This window comes from Enterobacter sp. HMSC16D10 (assembly GCF_001807145.1).
GTDB lineage: Bacteria > Pseudomonadota > Gammaproteobacteria > Enterobacterales > Enterobacteriaceae > Enterobacter > Enterobacter roggenkampii.
The window spans coordinates 1-18,507 of sequence record NZ_KV787923.1; the positions used below are offsets into that span (position 1 = coordinate 1).

Consider the following 18,507-nt stretch of genomic DNA (forward strand, 5'->3'; position numbering starts at 1 on the left):
GGGTTCGAGTCCCGTCCGTTCCGCCACTTATTAAAAGCCCTGAGCTAACGCTCAGGGCTTTTTTCTTATCTGACGTTTAATTATTGCGAAATCAGCAAAAATCCTCTGCATTTTGCGATCTTTTTCTCTATAACACCGCCAGCGATAATCGTCCTCAGTTTACGAACATAATGATTGAGGAATAGTATGACTCTCCCTGCATTTGGTTTGGGCACTTTCCGCCTGAAAGACGACATTGTTATCGCATCAGTTAAAACCGCACTCGAACTGGGCTATCGTGCTGTTGATACGGCGCAGATCTATGAAAACGAAGCTGCCGTTGGACAAGCTCTCGAAGAGAGCGGTGTGCCGCGTAATGAGCTATTTATTACCACGAAAATCTGGATTGAGAATCTCAGCAAAGACAAGCTGATCCCAAGCCTGAAAGAAAGCCTGAAAAAACTGCGTACTGACTACGTGGATCTGACGCTGGTCCACTGGCCATCACCGAACGATGCCGTCTCTGTGGAAGAATTCATGCAGGCGCTGCTGGAAGCGAAAAAGCAGGGCTTAACCCGCGAAATTGGGATCTCCAACTTCACGATCCCGCTGATGGAAAAAGCCATTGCTGCTGTTGGCGCAGAAAATATTGCAACCAACCAGATTGAGCTCTCTCCATATCTGCAAAACCGCAAAGTGGTGGACTGGGCAAAACAGCATGGGATCCACATCACCTCATACATGACGCTGGCCTACGGTAAGGCGCTGAAAGATGAGGTGATTATCCGTATCGCCGAGAAGCATAATGCGACGGCTGCGCAGGTCATTCTGGCATGGGCAATGGGTGAAGGGTATGCCGTGATCCCATCATCCACTAAGCGTGAAAACCTGGCGAGCAACCTGTTAGCAACGGATCTTCATCTGGATGCTGACGATAAAAAAGCGATCGCAGCCCTGGAGTGCAACGATCGCCTGGTCAGCCCGGAAGGCTTAGCGCCAAACTGGGATTAAGTTTGACCCACCCTCTGTAACCTGAACCCTCACACAGCTCCTCCGGGAGCTGTTTTTATATGTTCACTCAGAAAATCGATAAAGGCACGAATGCGCGTACTCACCGCTCTGTCGCTGTAATACACCGCGCTAAAAGGCATTTCGACTGGCAGGCGTTTATCGGCCATCAGCTCTACCAGTTCACCCCGCGCAATCTCCTTATCAATCATATAGTCAGACAAACAGGCGATACCGTTGCCTTCAAGACACAATTGCTTCAGCGTCTCCCCGCTGTTGGACGACAACCCGCAGGTGATCTCATGCAACTGACCGTCAGGGCAGGCGACGGGCCAGGTATTTAGCGAAACGGGTTCCGTGAAGCCCAGGCACAAATGCTGTTTCAACTCCTCAACCGTCTCCGGTTTGCCATGTTCAGCAATATACTGTGGCGACGCGATAATTTTACGGTAGCTGGCAAACAGCGGGCGGGCCCGCAGGCTTGAATCGGTCAGCGTTCCGGCCCGGATCGCCACATCTACCTTTCGCTCGATGAGGTTAATAAACGTCTCGGACGAGACCAGAGAGAGCGTCATCTCCGGATAGCGTTCACGGAAAGGTTTGATTAGCGGCATCAGAAAGTGCAGCACAACCGGCGTGGCTGCATCAATGCGCAGTAACCCACGCGGCGTGCTGCGGGTCTCCATAATCTCGGTCTCTGCTGCGGCCATCTCCTGCAGTACCGACTGCACGCGGCGAAAATAACGCTCACCTTCCTCCGTCAGGCTCAGCTGCCGCGTCGTTCGGTTGAGCAGACTCACCCCAAGCTTCATCTCCAGCTTTTTTACCGAGCGGCTGATGGCTGAGTTAGCCTGTCCCAGCTGTTCGGCAGCGCGGCTAAAGCTGCCGCTTTCAACCACGGCGACAAAGATTGTCAGCTCTTCTGACGTTGCTTTCATTGTTGCACCACCCGCAAAATTCTATTGAGATTTTGACCATTTTTGTTATTTAAGCACTGGCGCATACTGCCTGTCATCTTAATCCTGATGATACGGAGTATTTTATGCCACTGGCGCTACTTGCCCTGACGATCAGTGCCTTCGCAATTGGCACGACCGAATTTGTTATCGTGGGGCTGGTCCCCACCATTGCTAACCAGCTTGCGATCTCGCTGCCCTCCGCCGGATTGCTGGTGTCCATCTATGCCCTGGGCGTTGCCGTCGGTGCGCCAGTCCTGACGGCCCTGACAGGACGTTTCCCGCGTAAGCAGCTGTTAGTTGCACTGATGGTGCTGTTCACCGCCGGCAACGTGCTGGCCTGGCAGGCGCCGGACTACACCACGCTGGTCATCGCTCGGCTGTTGACCGGCCTTGCTCACGGGGTGTTCTTCTCGATTGGTTCTACTATTGCAACCAGCCTGGTACCCAAAGAGAAAGCGGCATCCGCCATTGCGATCATGTTCGGTGGGTTGACCGTTGCACTCGTTACGGGCGTACCGTTGGGCACGTTTATCGGACAACACTTCGGCTGGCGTGAAACGTTCCTGGCCGTCTCCCTACTGGGCGTCATTGCCCTGGTGACCAGCCTGCTGCTGGTGCCGTCGAATATTCCAGGCCGGGCCAGCGCTAGCTTGAGCGATCAGCTGAAGGTACTTACGCATCCGCGTTTGCTGATCATCTACGCGGTTACGGCGCTGGGCTATGGTGGCGTATTCACTGCTTTTACCTTCCTGGCACCGATGATGCAGGACCTGGCGGGCTTCTCTCCCAACGCCGTGAGCTGGATCTTGCTGGGGTACGGTATTTCCGTTGCGATTGGCAATATCTGGGGCGGCAAGCTTGCGGATAAGCATGGTGCGGTACCGGCGCTGAAATTCATCTTCGCCGCGCTGGTTGTTCTGCTGATGATTTTCCAGTTCACCGCCTCGATACAGTACGCCGCGCTGGTCACGGTACTGGTCATGGGGATCTTCGCTTTTGGTAATGTGCCAGGGCTTCAGGTTTACGTTGTACAGAAAGCTGAGCTTTATACGCCAAATGCGGTGGACGTGGCATCGGGGCTGAACATTGCCGCATTTAATATTGGTATTGCGTTGGGTTCAATTATTGGCGGACAAACCGTCGAGCACTTCGGATTGACCCAGACCCCGTGGATTGGCGCGGTGATTGTCCTGATCGCCTTCCTGCTGATTGGCCTGAGCGGACGTCTGGATAAGCCAGCCCGCGTTGCGCTGGGGTAACATCAGTAAGCGCTGGCTTACAAAACTGGAAAGCGGTTTCTCAGAAATTGCGTTGAAAGTGTGACCTAAAGTCCCTATAACATTAGAACCAGTCCGTTTTCCGGACTGGTTCATGTTACAGAGGCTGTTTCCAAAAGTGCGAAAAAATACCTATGCCATGCGTTATGTTGCCGGAATGCCCGCGGAGAGGATCTTGCCTCCGGGGTCGTTTGCGAGCATCAGTCAGGCATTACCCGCCGGCACACCGTTAAGCAGCGATGAAAAAATCCGCGTACTGGTGTGGAATATCTTTAAGCAGCAGCGTGCGGAGTGGTTATCGGTACTCAAGAATTTTGGCAAAGATGCCCACCTGGTTCTGCTCCAGGAGGCGCAAACCACCCCTGAGCTGGTCCGGTTTGCCACCACTCACTATCTTGCCGCCGACCAGGTACCGGCCTTTGTTCTGCCTCAGCACCCCTCGGGGGTGATGACGCTTTCAGCAGCACATCCGGTCTATTGTTGTCCATTGCGCGAACGCGAGCCTATCCTGCGTCTGGCGAAATCGGCACTGGTGACGGTCTATCCACTGCCGGATACCCGTATGCTGATGGTCGTGAATATCCACGCGGTAAACTTCAGCCTGGGCGTGGATGTATATAGTAAGCAGTTACTTCCGATCGGCGATCAGATTGCGCATCACAGTGGGCCGATCATTATGGCCGGTGATTTCAATGCCTGGAGCCGCCCGCGCATGAATGCGCTGTACCGCTTTGCGCGCGAAATGTCGCTGCGTGAAGTCCGTTTTAGCGATGACCAGCGCAAAAAAGCCTTTGGTCGTCCTCTCGATTTTGTCTTCTACCGTGGTTTAAGCGTGCACGACGCCTCTGTGCTGGTGACGCGCGCCTCCGATCATAACCCTCTACTAGTCGAATTCAGTCCCGGCAAACCTGATAAATAATGGTGTGTCAGGTCTGCCGTGGGGCAGACCTGCGCGGGTGCTGCCCTTCTATTTTTAACCCACAAAGGACAGTACGATGACAACAACACACTCCCATCATGACAACGTAGAAAAACAGTTTGGTTCTCAGGCAAATGCCTTTCTGAGCAGCGCCGTGCACGCTTCAGGTCGCGATCTGGTGCGTCTCGGTGAACGTCTGTCGGCATTCCCGCAGGCGCACGTGCTGGATTTAGGCTGCGGGGCAGGGCATGCCAGCTTCACGGCTGCGCAGCAGGTGGCGCACGTAACCGCATATGACTTATCCAGCCAGATGCTGGAGGTGGTTGCTGAAGCGGCGAAAGCGAAGGGGCTGGACAACATTGATACGCGTCAGGGCTATGCCGAATCCTTACCTTTTGATGATGCCTCGTTTGAGGTGGTGATTAGCCGTTATTCCGCGCACCACTGGCATGATGTTGGCCAGGCATTACGCGAAGTCAAACGCGTTCTGAAGCCGGGTGGCATCTTCATTATTATGGATGTCATGTCGCCTGGGCATCCGGTACGTAATATCTGGCTGCAGACGGTGGAAGCGCTGCGCGACACCTCCCATGTGCAAAACTACGCCAGCGGAGAGTGGTTATCGCTGATCACGGAAGCGGGGCTGATCGCGCGTTCGTTAATCACAGACCGTTTACCGCTGGAGTTTAGCTCGTGGATTGCGCGTATGCGCACCCCGGAAGCATTAAGCCAGGCTATCAGGCTGTATCAGGAGAGTGCGTCGGCAGAGGTGAAGGCGTACTTTGAACTGCAGGACGATGGTTCATTTACCAGCGATACCATCATGGCGGAAGCGCAAAAAGCGGGATAAACAAAAAAGGCACCGAGGGGAATCGGTGCCTTTTTATCTTTCGGTCGTGTTATCAGGAGTCTGGCGTTGCGCTGTTCTTCACAAACAGCGTCAGCTGGTCGCCCGGTTTCAGATTGTCAGTATCATTGTTCCAGCGCATCACATCTTTGATGTTCACGCCGTGACGTTTTGCGATACTGGACAGCGAATCACCCTTACGCACGCGATAGGTTATGCTATCACTGTTGCTGGCGAGACGCTGTGCGCTGCTACCTGCACCCACCGTCAGAGTTTGACCCACTTTCAGGCCTGAACTGCGCAGGTTATTCCACTGCTGCAGATCTTTCGCATTCACGCCAAGACGTGACGCAATGCCCGAAAGCGTATCACCTGAACGAACCTTATAGCTGCGGCTGTTAACTGATGATGCATCCGCGATCAGCGTTGACTGAACGGCGGCGATTTCACCCGAAGCTAAAGACTCACGTAACTGCTCAGCATGTTTCTGCGGAACCATTACATACTGCGGGCCACTCGCCCCCAGCGTTGAGCCTTTAACGCCAGCATTAAAGGTTTTCAATTTACTTACCGACATACCCGTCATATCAGCAACCTGTTGAATATCAACCGGATTGCTGAGGCGAACGCGCGCCAGTGCACGACTTTCGTCTGGTGTTGGCAGTTGTACACCGTAACGCTTGCTGTTCTTGAGAATATCGCTCAAAGCCAGCATTTTCGGTACGTAAATCTTTGTTTCCTGTGGCAGTGAGAGCGACCAAAAATCGGTGGATTTACCCCGTGCTTTATTCGCTTTCATTGCCTTCAGTACACGACCTTCGCCGCTATTGTACGCTGCGACCGTTAACAGCCAGTCGCCGTCAAACATCTTGTTCAGACGTTGCATCATGTCGAGAGCGGCTGTCGTTGAAGCGACAACATCGCGACGCGCATCATAGTTGCGGGTCTGTTTCAGACCATAGTTTCGCCCGGTGCTCGGAATGATCTGCCAAATGCCTGCGGCATTGGCGCCAGACGTCGCGTGTGGGTCAAAAGCGCTCTCCACTATGGGTAGGAGTACCAGCTCCATAGGCATGTTACGTTTCTTAACTTGCCCGGCTATCCAGTACATATACGGCTCTGCCCGTAACGTTACATCGTGGAGATAGCTCTTATTACTTAAATACTTCTGTTTCTGTTCGCGAATCCGGCTGTTTTCCGGAATTCCCATCTTTAGCTCGTCGCCAATAGAGGTCCACAAGTCTTGCTCCTGCGCGAAAGATGTCCCATCGTCCATCCAGCGCGCCGAACTTGTAAACTTCCCTGCTTCCCCTTGACCAGCTGCAGAAAGGCTCTGTGCGTGCTGTTGTACGTTGCTGCCGTTCTGCGACTGGCAACCTACAAGCAGGACAGAGGCGAGTAATATCGCTTTTGCCTTCATGTGTGTGTCAATAGTTGCTTAAAAGACGAGCGATGATAACGGCGAATTTTTGAAAAGGCAACCAGCAATTATCTGAAGTTATCTTTCTTTGACCTTAACCATGCAAATCGCTGTTCTGGTTGTTGCAAATTTGTTTCTTGGTTAATTTTGCTAATTAAATCAATATCATCTGTTCGCAAAAATAAATTAATTTGGCGCTCGTTTTTCAGAATTACGGGGAGTGTGTTTTGGTTTTTTGCACGTAACTCCTTCACTTTGTGATAATAATCCTGAATCGCCCGATCCTCAGGCAACAGGCTGACGGCAAACTTCATATTTCCTAATGTATACTCATGTGCGCAACAAATAACGGTGTCATCGGGTAATACGTTAATCTTCTGTAAAGACTGATACATTTGCGCTGGTGTTCCTTCAAACAGCCTTCCGCAGCCCCCTGAGAACAGCGTGTCACCGCAAAAAAGATAAGGCTTACTGTAGAAACACAGATGTCCCAAAGTGTGACCCGGTGTGGCAAATACGGAAAACTCCCACTCGCGTATGAGGATTTTTTCGCCTTCTTCGACTACTTGCGTGACACCCTTATCTTGTGCCTCTGACGGTCCGTAAACCACAACATGCGGAAAATGGGTACGCAGTTCAGGTACACCGCCCGTATGATCGTTATGGTGATGCGTCAAAAGAATGGCTTCCGGCTGCCAGCCGTTCTCTTCTATTGCGCGCAGTACGGGGGCGGATTCTCCGGGATCGACAATGACGCATCGACGTTCATCGTCAACCAAAACCCAGATGTAATTGTCCTCAAAAGCAGAAATACTGATAAGATTCATACATTACCTCTTATAGCGTGGCGGGTGTGTTGATGAAACCGGCAAGGATACCTCAGACTGTCGCAGCACCGGAACGTTGGGCGGAACTGCCCTGGGGTGAATACTATCGCGAGGCGTTAGAGCAACAGCTGAAGCCCTGGCTCGCGAAAATGTATGGCTTTCACCTGCTTAAGATTGGCAATCTCAGCGCGGAAATCAATACCGAAAGCTGCGCTATCTCGCATCAGGTGAACGTCTCTCTCGGCGGATCGCCGGTTCAGGTGAAAGCAGACCCGTTACATCTGCCGTTTGCGGAAAAATCCGTTGATGCGTGTTTGCTCGCACATACGTTACCCTGGTGCAGCGATCCGCACCGTCTGCTTCGCGAAGCCGATCGCGTGCTGATTGATGACGGCTGGCTGGTGCTGAGCGGATTCAACCCGCTGAGCCTGATGGGCCTGCGAAAGCTGGTACCGGTGCTGCGCCGGACGCCGCCTTACAACAGCCGGATGTTCACCATGATGCGCCAGCTCGACTGGCTGTCACTGCTTAACTTCGAAGTGCTCTGCTACGGCGGTTTTCAGGTGCTGCCCTGGGCGCGGCAGGGGGGCGTCTTGTTGAGCACGCATTTGCCTGCCTTAGGCTGCATGCAGTTTATCGTCGCGCGTAAGCGAACCATTCCCCTTACGCTTAATCCCATGAAGCAGAGCAAATCGAAAACGCCGATCCGCCAGACCGTTGGCGCCACGCGGCAGTACAGAAAGCCCTGATCAGGATTCAGGCTGATAGCCCGCGTCCTCATGCGCAGGGTTAGCGGCTGCCGCACGCGCCAGTTCGTCACAGCGTTCGTTTTCCGGATGACCGGCGTGCCCTTTAACCCACTCCCACTTAATCTGGTGCTGGCCCAGGGCGGCATCAAGCCGTTTCCAGAGATCGACGTTCTTGACCGGTTTCTTATCGGCAGTCTTCCAGCCGCGTTTTTTCCAGTTATGGATCCACTGGGTAATTCCCTGACGAACGTACTGGCTGTCGGTACTTAACACCACGTCACAATGTTCTTTTAGTGCCTCCAGCGCCACAATGGCCGCCATGAGCTCCATCCGGTTGTTGGTGGTCAGAAAATAGCCTTCGCTAAAAGTTTTTTCATGCTGGCGATAACGCATAATCGCGCCGTAGCCGCCGGGACCCGGGTTGCCGAGACAAGATCCATCGGTGAAAATTTCTACCTGTTTACGCATCTCTGGTAGACTTCCTGTATTTGAAACGTTCAGTTAAACGATAAGTCTGACATAAATGACCGCTATGAGCACTGCAATTACTCGCCAGATCGTCCTCGATACCGAAACCACCGGTATGAACCAGATTGGCGCGCACTACGAAGGGCATAAGATCATTGAGATCGGTGCCGTTGAAGTGGTGAACCGTCGTCTTACGGGGAACAACTTCCACGTCTATCTCAAGCCCGATCGGCTGGTGGATCCCGAAGCGTTCGGCGTTCACGGTATTGCCGATGAGTTCTTGCTGGATAAGCCGACTTTTGCGGACGTGGCTGACGAATTCCTGGAATACATCAGGGGCGCTGAGCTTGTTATCCATAACGCCTCGTTCGATATCGGCTTTATGGATTATGAATTCAGCAAGCTTAATCGTGATATCCCGAAGACGAATACCTTCTGTAAGGTGACAGACAGTCTGGCGCTGGCGAGGAAAATGTTCCCCGGCAAGCGTAACAGCCTGGATGCACTGTGTTCGCGCTATGAGATAGATAATACCAAACGAACGCTCCACGGGGCGTTGCTTGATGCCCAGATCCTCGCCGATGTCTATCTGACGATGACCGGTGGGCAGACGTCTATGAAGTTCAGTATGGAAAATGAGTCGCAGCAAACGCAGGGCGAAGCGGGTATTCAGCGTGTCGTCCGTCAGGCAAGCCGGCTGCGGGTTGTTTTAGCCAGTGATGAAGAGCTGCTTAATCATGAATCCCGTCTTGATCTGGTGCAGAAGAAGGGCGGCAGCTGTCTCTGGCGTGCCTGAAAAAACGCCGGAATGCCTGTAAAATCATCGTTTGGGCGATTTTTGCAGCAAACGATTCAAAGCGCGAGAAAAAGCGTTGACGAGATCGGAGGCGCACCGTAATATGCGCCTCGTTCCCCAAACGGGAACAGTGGAGCGGTAGTTCAGTCGGTTAGAATACCTGCCTGTCACGCAGGGGGTCGCGGGTTCGAGTCCCGTCCGTTCCGCCACTATTCAGAAGGCCTGAATCAGAAATGATTCAGGCCTTCGTCTTTTTAGCCAGCTGTGATTCCATTCCCTCTCTTCTGACTTGTAGTTAACAAAAAGTTAATATCAATAGTGCAATTAATTAACAATTGCACATCATTAGTGCATTCTTTGCACTGTTTTTGTGCATTTTTCCACCGCCGGCTATTCAGGCACGAGTCAGATTGTGTCTCTCTGTAAAAAAGAATTCATACAGAATCATCTGCTTATAACCCGCTATGCAAAAAAATACTGAACCAATTGCAGATTGGTTTGGTTATTGCTTAATCATTAGCACGATAAGCTTCATTCCATATCAATAACTTATCGTTAATAAAAATAAAGCAATGATGAAAGCGAGCGAACCAATATGGAAAAACCGTCACGGTTTCTGGCAAATTCCAGCACCGCGCTTGAACAGCTGCGCGGGCTAATCAACCAGCACGAGTCAACACCAGGCACTCCGCTGCCCACGGAACGTGAGCTGTCGGACACACTCGGCGTAGGACGACGTGAAGTGCGTCGCGCGCTGGACGTGCTGGAAGAAGAGGGGCGCATCTGGCGTAAGCAGGGCAAAGGGACCTTTATCGGCCCGGCTGCACCCGTTGAACCGCTGGCCCTTCAGGGATTGGTTCAGCAAACCAACCTTCTGGAAGTGATGGAAGCTCGTCTGCAGCTCGAACCCGGCTTAGCCCGGCTTGCGGCACTGCGTGCCACCAGGGAAAACCTTGCGCTCATGCAGCGCATGCTGGAACGCATCGACAAGGTCAGCCCGGATGACCGCGATCTCAACGAACTGTGGGATAGCGCCTTTCACCGCGCCATTGCGGAAGCGGCTGGTAATCGCCTGATGCTCGGCCTGTTTGATGCCATTGATGCCGTGCGGCGTGAACCGGGCTGGCAGCATCTGCGCGAGCTGGCACGCACCCCCGAGCGTGTCGATAGCTATAACGACCACCATCACAAGATCATGGCTGCCATTATCCATCGCCAGCCTAACGAGGCCGCGACCGCGATGCGCGAACACCTGCTCATCCTGCAAACCGCCCTGATTCAGGCGATCCACCTCGAGGACGACTTCACGCCATGACGACAATCCCCTTTAAGGACGCCACGCCCGTATTGCAAGTAAAAAACCTCAACGTTACGTTCGCGGGCTCGCCGGTAAGCGTGCTTGACGGTATCTCGTTGACCGTCAGGGCCGGCGAAACGCTGGCGCTGGTGGGAGAATCCGGCTGTGGGAAAAGTATCACCTCCCTGGCGCTGATGGGGTTATTGCCCGCCAGCGCACGGATCGTCAGCGGGGAGATGCAGTTTCGCCGCCACGATCTGCGCAAGCTCTCGCCGCGGGAATATGCCGATCTGCGCGGTAGCGAGCTGGCGATGATTTTCCAGGAGCCGATGACCTCGCTCAATCCGGCGTTTACGCTGGGCGATCAGCTGAGCGAGGCGGTTATGCGTCATCAGGACGTCTCGCGCGCAGAGGCGATGAAGATCGCGCTGCAGATCCTCGAGAAAGTGCAGATTCCGGCAGCAGAGATGCGATTGAAAGCCTATCCCCACCAGCTTTCCGGCGGCATGCGCCAGCGCGTGATGATTGCCATGGCGCTGATCAATCATCCTAAATTATTGATTGCCGACGAGCCGACCACCGCGCTCGACGTCACCATCCAGGCGCAAATCCTCGCCTTGCTCAACACCTTGAAAGAGGAAACCGGCACGGCGGTGCTGATGATCACCCACGATTTAGGCGTGGTGGCCGAAGTGGCGCAGCAGGTGGCGGTGATGTATGCCGGACAGGTGGTAGAGCAGGGAAGCGTCGAGGCGATATTTGCCGACCCGCAGCACCCGTACACCATCGGCCTGATGGGCTCGATCCCTTCGCTGGGGGCACGCAAAGGCCCGCTTTCCACTATTCCCGGAACGGTCCCGCTCCCGGAGTCCATGCCGAAAGGTTGCCGTTTCGCGACGCGCTGCCCGTTTGCACAGTCGCGCTGTCATGATGAAAAACCGCAGCTCACCACGCTCGGCGCGGGCCATCAGGTCGCCTGCTTCCGCGTGCCGCTCGAACACCACATTGCCCTGGGAGAGACCGCATGACCACGCCCATTCTTGAAGCCCGGGACCTCAGCAAGCTTTTCCCCGGTCCGAAAAAACTCTTTTCCCCGGCCCGGTTCGTCACGGCGGTCGATCGCGTGTCGCTTGCCGTCATGCCGGGCGAAACGCTGGCGATTGTCGGCGAGTCCGGTTCCGGAAAATCCACGCTTGGCCGCCTGCTGCTGCGCCTGCTGGCCGCCAGCGAAGGGCGCGTGTTTTATCAGGGGGAAGAGATCACCCACGCCTCGGGCGCGCGGCTCAATCAGCTCCGCCGCGAGCTGCAGATCATCTTTCAGGATCCCTTCGCCTCCCTGAACCCGCGCATGACGGTGGAGCAGATCGTCGGTGAGCCGCTGTGGCTGCACCAGAACATGAAGAAAGGGGACCGGCAGTACCGCGTTGCCGAACTGCTTAAGACCGTGGGCCTGCCCGCCGCCTGGGCCGGGCGCTATCCGCACGAGTTTTCCGGCGGGCAGCGCCAGCGTATCGGCATTGCGCGCGCGCTGGCCTCGGGACCAAAGCTGCTGCTGGGCGATGAGCCGGTATCCGCGCTGGATGTGTCGGTGCAGGCGCAGGTGGTCAATTTACTGGAAAGCCTGAAGCACCAGCTGGGTCTGACGATGGTGATTGTCGCCCACGGTCTGGCGGTGATCCGCCACATGAGCGACCGCGTGGCGGTCATGTACCTCGGGCAAATCGTCGAGCTTGCCACCGTCGATGAGATTTTTGACGCACCGCTGCACCCCTATACCCAGGCGCTGATTGCGTCTGCACCGCAGATGCAGCCGGGCGTTGAGCGCGATGCGCCGCTGCTGCAGGGGGATCTGCCCAACCCGGCCAGTCCGCCGTCCGGCTGCCGTTTCCACACCCGCTGCCCGTACGTTACCGATGAATGCCGCCAGGTCGAGCCGATTAATCAGATGCTCGACTGCGGACGTCAGGTTGCCTGCCACCGCTGGCAGGAAATTAACCGCGATCGCAGCGTTATCCAGATTGCTCCGCCATCCGCCGCTTTCCTGCGCCGCCGCGCGCTGTTTGAACACGCGGCCACTCACTCGTCCCTTCCTTCAAGGAACTCATGATAATGACAATGCGTAATTCTCTTTTGACCGTACTGGGAAGTGTTATGTTGCTTGGCGCGGCGCTGCCCGCCCATTCTGAAAGCGTGCTGCGTATTGGCCTGGGGGCTGACCCGGACATGCTCGACCCGCATCTGGCGCGCACCTACTATGGCCGCTTCGTCTTTGCCTCCCTGTGCGACAGGCTGGTGGATGTGGATGAAAACCTGAAGGTCGTCCCCGGTCTGGCCAAAGACTGGGCGTGGAGTGACGACGGTAAAACCCTGACGCTCAACCTGCGCGAAGGCGTGACCTTCCACGACGGTGAGAAATTCGATGCCGCCGCAGCAAAATACAACCTCGACCGCGCCCTGACCTTAAAAGGCTCCCTGCGTAAAAGCGAGATCTCCTCCGTTGAATCGGTCGAGGTCACCGGTCCGATGCAGATTGCCCTGCACCTGAAAACGCCGGATGCGGCACTGCTGATGCAGCTCACCGACCGTGCGGGCGCCATGATGGCCCCTGAAGCGGCAAAAAAGCCTGACTTTGCCGCCCATCCGGTCTGTTCCGGCCCGTATAAATTCGACAGCCGCGTGTCCCAGGACCGCATCGTTCTGACCCGCTTCGACAACTACTGGAACAAAGACGCCTACCACTTCGACAAAATTATCTATCTGCCGATCCCGGATGCCTCCGTGCGCCTCGCGAACCTGCGCGCGGGCGATCTTGATCTGACCGAAGGCATCGCCGCCAGCGACGTTAAAACCGTCGAAGCCGACAGCAAGCTGGCGCTGGCGAAGGTGACCGGTCTGGGCTATCAGGGCATCACTTTCAACATCAATAACGGCAAGGTGCCCGCCAACGATCCGTTCAAGGACGCTCGAGTACGCGAGGCGTTTTCTCAGGCCATCGACCGCGATGCGCTAAACCAGGTGGTCTTTGAAGGGTTGTATACGCCAGCCAACCAGGCGTTTTCCACGGTGAGTCCGTATCACGTCAACCTGCCGGTCCCGCCGCGTGACGTCGATAAAGCCAAAGCCCTGCTCAAAGCGGCAGGCGTCACCGCGCCGCTGACCGTCAACCTGCTGGTGCCGAACAACCCAACCTCGCAGCAGGTAGGGCAGGTGCTCCAAGCGATGGTCGCCGAGGCGGGCTTTAACCTGAACCTGCAGATGACCGAATTCGCCACGCTGCTGGACCGCCAGCAGAGCGGGGACTATCAGCTGAGCTTCTCCGGCTGGTCGGGGCGCCCGGATCCGGACGGCAGCATCTACGGCTTTATCAACAGCAAAGGCACCCTGAACGACGGCCGCTACAGCAACGCGCAGGTCGATGAGTGGCTGACCCAGGCGCGCCAGAGTACCGACCAGGCCGCGCGCCAGCCGCTGTACGACAAGGTGGTGAAGCAGCTGCAAACCGACATGCCGATTGCCTACCTCTACTTCGAGCCGCGTATTTTTGGCCTGAATAAAAGCGTGCAGGGCTTTAAGCCGTACCCGGACGGCATCGTGCGTCTGGCCGGTTTGACGCTTGCGAAATAAGTGTCCTGAGGAGAGCCCATGCTGGAACTGATTTGCAAACGTCTGCTGCTGGCCGTCCCGACGCTGTTGCTGGTGAGCATGATGGTGTTTGGGCTGCAAAAGCTGCTGCCCGGCGACCCGCTGATCGCCATGGCAGGCGAGGAGCGCGACCCGGCGGTCATCGCTCAGCTGCGTGCGGAGCTGAACCTCGATGCCCCGATCCCGGTGCAGTATTTCCACTGGCTGACGCGGGCGCTGCAGGGCGATCTGGGCGTCTCCTTACGCACGCACGAGCCGGTGACGCAGCTGATTGCCAGCAAGCTACCGGTGACGCTTGAGCTGTCGCTGCTGGCGATGATTATCGCGCTGGTGTTTGGCATCAGCATGGGGATACTCGCGGCGGTGAACAAAAACAGCTGGGTCGATCACGGGGCGAACTTCGTGGCGATCTCGGGGATCTCGATCCCGCACTTCTGGCTGGGGATCCTGTTGATTCTGGTCTTTTCGGTAAACCTGCAGTGGCTCCCTGCGTCCGGCTACGTGCCGTTCAGTGAAGATCCGCTCCAGAACCTGCGCACGCTGCTGCTGCCCGCGTCCGTGCTCGGAACGGGCCTGGCGGCAACGCTGATGCGCCACACCCGCGCCTCGATGATTGCGGTACTGAAGGCGGACTACATCCGCACCGCGCGGGCGAAAGGGCTGCTGCCGAAGGCGGTGATCTTAAAGCACGCCTTTCGCAACGCGCTGGTGCCGGTGATTACCCTCACCACGCTGCTGTTTGGCGAACTGCTGGGCGGCGCGGTGCTGACCGAGCAGGTGTTCACCATTCCGGGCTTCGGCAAGATGATCGTCGATTCGGTATTTAACCGTGATTACGCGGTGGTGCAGGGCGTGGTGCTGATCGTCGCCATCGGCTTCCTGATGCTCAACCTGCTGGCCGACGTGCTTTACGTCCTTATCAACCCGAAAATGCGAGGCTAACGATGGCGGAAATGACGACACAAACCGTTGTGCCCGCACTGCCGCGGGCGCAAAACCGGGTATTGAAAAAATTCCTCGCCAATAAAAGCGCGGTCATTGGCGCGGCAGTGGTGGGATTCTTTGTGCTGGTGGCGCTGCTGGCGCCGTGGATCGCCCCGTTCGACCCGGTCAAAGCCAACTTCCTGGCGGTGCGCAAAGCGCCGTCGGCGATGTACTGGTTCGGCACCGACGAGCTGGGGCGAGACATCCTATCCCGCATTATCTGGGGGGCGCGCACCTCGCTGATGGCGGGCTGTATGTCTGTGGTGATTGCCGTGGTTATCGGCGTACCGCTGGGGCTGGTGGCGGGTTACTTCCAGAAGATGTGGGACGGCGTCATCTCGCGCGTGATCGAGGCGCTGCTGGCCTGCCCGTTCCTGATCATGGCGATCGCGCTGGGGGCGTTTTTGGGCCCGAGCCTGACGAACGCGATGATCGCCATCGGCCTTTCCGCGATGCCGATCTTCGCCCGCCTGACGCGCGGCCAGGTGATCGCCATTCGCAACGAAGAGTACATCGACGGCGCGCGGGCAATTGGCCTGCCGGATCGCTGGATCATCATCAAATACGTTCTGCCCAACGTGATGTCGCCGATTCTGGTGCAGGCCACGCTGGCGATTGCCTCGGCGATTATCGCTGAAGCCAGCCTGTCGTTTTTGGGGCTGGGACAGCAGCCGCCCAATCCGTCCTGGGGCTCCATGCTCAACACCGCCAAAGGTTTTCTTGAACAGGCTCCGTGGATGTCCATTTTCCCCGGCGTGGCGATTTTCCTTGCCGTGCAGGGCTTCAATTTACTCGGCGACGGGCTGCGCGATGCGCTCGATCCGCGCCACGACTAAGGAGTCATGATGACCAAAGCGCTAGATTTTACGTCCGGTTACGCTTCACGCCGCCCGCCGATGCTGGGCCATAACGCCGTTGCGACGTCTCAGCCGCTGGCGGCGCAGGCGGGAATGAAAATGCTGCAGCTGGGGGGAAATGCCGTGGATGCCGCCATTGCCGCCGCGATGGCGCTGACGGTAGTCGAGCCGACCGGCAACGGGATCGGCAGCGACGCCTTTGCTATCGTCTGGGACGGTGAAAAGCTGCACGGCCTGAACGCCTCCGGTCGTTCGCCTGCGAGCTGGCATGCGGATCTGTTTGCCGGAAAAACCGCGGTGCCCGAAATCGGCTGGGACGCGGTGACCGTGCCGGGGGCGGTATCCGGCTGGGTCGCCCTGGCGGAACGCTTCGGCACGCTGCCGTTGACCACCCTGGCGCAGCCCGCCATTGACTACGCGCGCAACGGCTTCCCGGTCTCCCCGCTGATTGGGCATCTCTGGCAGCGCGGCTATAACAAGCTGAAAGATCAGCCGGGCTTCAGCGCCTGTTTCGCCCCGGAAGGCCGCGCCCCGCGCGTGGGGGAGATCTTCCGTAACCCGGCGCAGGCGAACTCGCTTGAGCTGATTGCCCGCACCAACGGCGAAGCCTTTTACCGCGGTGAGCTGGCGCAGAAAATTGCCGCCTTCGCCAGAGAGCATGGCGCGCACCTGACGGCCGAGGATCTGGCCAACCACCGCGTGGACTGGGTAGAACTGCTGTCACGCGACTTTGCGGGCGGCTCGGTGCAGGAGCTGCCGCCAAACGGGCAGGGGATCGCCACGCTGATTGCGCTCGGCATTCTTGAGCAGTGCGGCATTGAGAAGCATCATCCGGATTCCGTGCAGTCTCTGCATCTCTCTATCGAGGCAATGAAGCTGGCGCTGGCGGATCTCGACCGCTACGTGGCAGACGAAGCACACATGGCGTTTGCGGCGAAAGAGCTGCTGAGCGACCATTACCTGAAGTCGCGCGCGGCGCTGATCAACCACGCCAGCGCATCTGATTTTGTCTACGGTTCCCCGACGCAGAGCGGCACGGTCTACATCAGCACCGCGGACGCCAGCGGGATGATGGTCTCGTTTATTCAGTCCAACTATATGGGCTTCGGTTCAGGCATTGTGGTGCCGGATACCGGGATCAGCCTGCAAAACCGGGGCTGCGGCTTTGTGCTGGATCCGAAGCACCCGAACGCGCTGGCGGGCAGCAAGCGCCCGTTCCACACCATCATTCCGGGCTTTGCGATGGACGGCAACGGCCAGCCGCTGATGTCCTTCGGCGTGATGGGCGGCCCGATGCAGGCGCAGGGGCACATGCAGATGGCGCTACGCATCATGCTGCACGGGCAAAACCCGCAGGCGGCAATCGATGCGCCGCGCTGGCGCGTGGTGCAGGGCAGGGAGGTGATCGTTGAATCGACGTTCGATCGCAACACGATTGCCGCGCTGCGCGAGCGCGGGCATCAAATTGTGGTGGAAGATCCGCTTCAGGATTACAACTTCGGTGGTGCGCAGGTGATTTACCGCCTGCCGGAAGGACACTACGTGGCCGCGACGGAAAGCCGCAAAGACGGGCAGGCGTTGGTGAGTTAAAAGAAGCGAGCAACATTGGTAGGCTGGGTAAGGCGTAGCCGCCACCCGGCTTTTTTTTCACTCAATGCTAAACGGATCCGCATCCTGCCACGCCGGAAACTTCTCCCGGTACTCCTTCAGCGCCGTTAACGATAATTCGGCATCAATACGCGTCGCCTGATGCGGCTCGGCGGTGGCGATGATCTCGCCCTGCGGATTCACCACCCGGCTGTCGCCGCGATAGTGATGCCCGTTGCCGTCCGTCCCCACGCGGTTGCAGCCCACCACGTACGCCTGGTTCTCAATCGCGCGCGCCACGAGCAGCGACTGCCAGTGCAGGGAGCGCGGTGCAGGCCAGTTGGCCACATACAGCGCCAGGTCGTAATCGTTGCGGTTACGCGACCACACCGGGAAACGCAGGTCGTAACAGACCAGCGGCAGAATACGCCAGCCGCGCCATTCGAACACCACGCGCGCGTTACCGGCTTCATAGTGATGGTGCTCATCCGCCATGCGGAACAGGTGGCGTTTATCGTAAAAATGAACGTTCCCTTCCGGCTCGACCAGCAGGAAGCGGTTCACCGGGCCGCGCTCCGTTTGCAGCGCGGCGCTGCCGGCGATCAGCGCATTAGTCTGCTGCGCTTTGGCATGCATCCATGCAACCACCTCATCCTGCGGCATTGACTGTTTTGCCGCTTCCATGGCGAAGCCGGTGGTGAACATTTCCGGCAGGACAATCACATCGCGCCCGGTAATGTCTTCGAGTTGACGATCGAAGTGGCGCAGGTTGGCGGGGCCATCCATCCACACTAAAGGTTGCTGCAAAATAGAAATCTTCAGACCAGGCACGATACAGGCTCCTCAAACGACCACTTTTTGACACTGTAGCACGACATAACGAGAAAATGT

18 protein-coding genes and 1 tRNA gene are annotated in these 18,507 nt (G+C 56.8%); 14 read left to right on the forward strand and 5 right to left on the reverse strand.

Translation table 11 applies throughout. The annotated features are described in order from the left end of the window. Window positions 1-186 precede the first annotated feature (186 nt). Window positions 187-990 (forward strand): 2,5-didehydrogluconate reductase DkgB, encoded by an 804-nt coding sequence (gene dkgB, locus HMPREF3143_RS23615; protein ID WP_023343405.1) that lies wholly within the window; start codon window positions 187-189, stop codon window positions 988-990. Window positions 991-1,019: 29 nt separating this feature from the next. Here dkgB and yafC read toward each other — a convergent pair whose 3' ends face one another. Further along, the gene (gene yafC, locus HMPREF3143_RS23620) at window positions 1,020-1,925 is read right to left on the reverse strand and encodes a DNA-binding transcriptional regulator YafC (protein WP_021242864.1); all 906 of its coding nucleotides are present in this window, start codon (window positions 1,923-1,925) and stop codon (window positions 1,020-1,022) included. A gap of 104 nt (window positions 1,926-2,029) precedes the next feature. On the opposite strand from yafC, the gene HMPREF3143_RS23625 reads away from it, so the two are divergent. The 3 genes from HMPREF3143_RS23625 to HMPREF3143_RS23635 all read left to right on the forward strand — a co-directional run bounded on the left by HMPREF3143_RS23625 (window position 2,030) and on the right by HMPREF3143_RS23635 (window position 4,992). Beyond that, a complete protein-coding gene (locus HMPREF3143_RS23625; protein WP_032674203.1) occupies window positions 2,030-3,205 on the forward strand; it encodes an MFS transporter in 1,176 nt (391 codons plus the stop codon). Window positions 3,206-3,341: 136 nt separating this feature from the next. Next, window positions 3,342-4,142 carry an endonuclease/exonuclease/phosphatase family protein gene (locus HMPREF3143_RS23630; protein WP_025912579.1) on the forward strand — a complete coding sequence of 267 codons (801 nt, stop codon included), beginning with the start codon at window positions 3,342-3,344 and terminating at the stop codon, window positions 4,140-4,142. A gap of 76 nt (window positions 4,143-4,218) precedes the next feature. Beyond that, the gene (locus HMPREF3143_RS23635) at window positions 4,219-4,992 is read left to right on the forward strand and encodes a class I SAM-dependent methyltransferase (RefSeq protein WP_070534371.1); all 774 of its coding nucleotides are present in this window, start codon (window positions 4,219-4,221) and stop codon (window positions 4,990-4,992) included. 52 nt (window positions 4,993-5,044) lie between these two features. On the opposite strand, the gene mltD is transcribed toward HMPREF3143_RS23635, so the two are convergent. After that, window positions 5,045-6,409 (reverse strand): murein transglycosylase D, encoded by a 1,365-nt coding sequence (gene mltD, locus HMPREF3143_RS23640; protein ID WP_023293221.1) that lies wholly within the window; start codon window positions 6,407-6,409, stop codon window positions 5,045-5,047. A gap of 68 nt (window positions 6,410-6,477) precedes the next feature. After that, complete coding sequence (gene gloB, locus HMPREF3143_RS23645) at window positions 6,478-7,236, reverse strand: hydroxyacylglutathione hydrolase (protein ID WP_070534372.1); 759 nt, start codon at window positions 7,234-7,236, stop codon at window positions 6,478-6,480. A gap of 32 nt (window positions 7,237-7,268) precedes the next feature. Between gloB and HMPREF3143_RS23650 the strand changes: the two genes are divergently transcribed. Further along, window positions 7,269-7,985 carry a class I SAM-dependent methyltransferase gene (locus tag HMPREF3143_RS23650; RefSeq protein WP_008500277.1) on the forward strand — a complete coding sequence of 239 codons (717 nt, stop codon included), beginning with the start codon at window positions 7,269-7,271 and terminating at the stop codon, window positions 7,983-7,985. Here HMPREF3143_RS23650 and rnhA read toward each other — a convergent pair whose 3' ends face one another. Further along, window positions 7,986-8,486 (reverse strand): ribonuclease HI, encoded by a 501-nt coding sequence (rnhA, locus tag HMPREF3143_RS23655; RefSeq protein ID WP_223540539.1) that lies wholly within the window; start codon window positions 8,484-8,486, stop codon window positions 7,986-7,988. It lies immediately after the preceding gene. 31 nt (window positions 8,487-8,517) lie between these two features. Between rnhA and dnaQ the strand changes: the two genes are divergently transcribed. The 9 genes from dnaQ to HMPREF3143_RS23700 all read left to right on the forward strand — a co-directional run bounded on the left by dnaQ (window position 8,518) and on the right by HMPREF3143_RS23700 (window position 17,619). After that, the gene (dnaQ, locus tag HMPREF3143_RS23660) at window positions 8,518-9,249 is read left to right on the forward strand and encodes a DNA polymerase III subunit epsilon (protein ID WP_025912581.1); all 732 of its coding nucleotides are present in this window, start codon (window positions 8,518-8,520) and stop codon (window positions 9,247-9,249) included. A 132-nt stretch (window positions 9,250-9,381) separates the two neighbouring features. Next, a tRNA-Asp gene (locus HMPREF3143_RS23665) sits at window positions 9,382-9,458 on the forward strand. Between the two features lie 386 nt (window positions 9,459-9,844). Continuing rightward, window positions 9,845-10,564, forward strand: coding sequence for a FadR/GntR family transcriptional regulator (locus HMPREF3143_RS23670; protein ID WP_045416811.1), 720 nt, complete (start codon window positions 9,845-9,847; stop codon window positions 10,562-10,564). Beyond that, the gene (locus HMPREF3143_RS23675; protein ID WP_070534373.1) at window positions 10,561-11,574 is read left to right on the forward strand and encodes an ABC transporter ATP-binding protein; all 1,014 of its coding nucleotides are present in this window, start codon (window positions 10,561-10,563) and stop codon (window positions 11,572-11,574) included. The genes HMPREF3143_RS23670 and HMPREF3143_RS23675 overlap by 4 nt, the downstream gene beginning before the upstream one ends. Then, window positions 11,571-12,653, forward strand: a complete 1,083-nt coding sequence (locus tag HMPREF3143_RS23680; RefSeq protein WP_070534374.1) for an ABC transporter ATP-binding protein — start codon at window positions 11,571-11,573, stop codon at window positions 12,651-12,653. The genes HMPREF3143_RS23675 and HMPREF3143_RS23680 overlap by 4 nt, the downstream gene beginning before the upstream one ends. A gap of 2 nt (window positions 12,654-12,655) precedes the next feature. Further along, a complete protein-coding gene (locus HMPREF3143_RS23685; RefSeq protein WP_023343412.1) occupies window positions 12,656-14,170 on the forward strand; it encodes an ABC transporter substrate-binding protein in 1,515 nt (504 codons plus the stop codon). 18 nt (window positions 14,171-14,188) lie between these two features. Then, window positions 14,189-15,130: an ABC transporter permease gene (locus HMPREF3143_RS23690; protein ID WP_008500268.1), complete on the forward strand. Its 942-nt coding sequence runs from the start codon at window positions 14,189-14,191 to the stop codon at window positions 15,128-15,130. A gap of 2 nt (window positions 15,131-15,132) precedes the next feature. Further along, a complete protein-coding gene (locus tag HMPREF3143_RS23695) occupies window positions 15,133-16,008 on the forward strand; it encodes an ABC transporter permease (protein WP_032654781.1) in 876 nt (291 codons plus the stop codon). A 9-nt stretch (window positions 16,009-16,017) separates the two neighbouring features. Further along, on the forward strand, window positions 16,018-17,619 hold the full coding sequence (locus tag HMPREF3143_RS23700) for a gamma-glutamyltransferase family protein (RefSeq protein ID WP_070534375.1): 1,602 nt from the start codon (window positions 16,018-16,020) through the stop codon (window positions 17,617-17,619). A gap of 57 nt (window positions 17,620-17,676) precedes the next feature. On the opposite strand, the gene HMPREF3143_RS23705 is transcribed toward HMPREF3143_RS23700, so the two are convergent. Further along, a complete protein-coding gene (locus tag HMPREF3143_RS23705) occupies window positions 17,677-18,447 on the reverse strand; it encodes an amidohydrolase (protein ID WP_070534376.1) in 771 nt (256 codons plus the stop codon). Window positions 18,448-18,507: the final 60 nt, after the last annotated feature.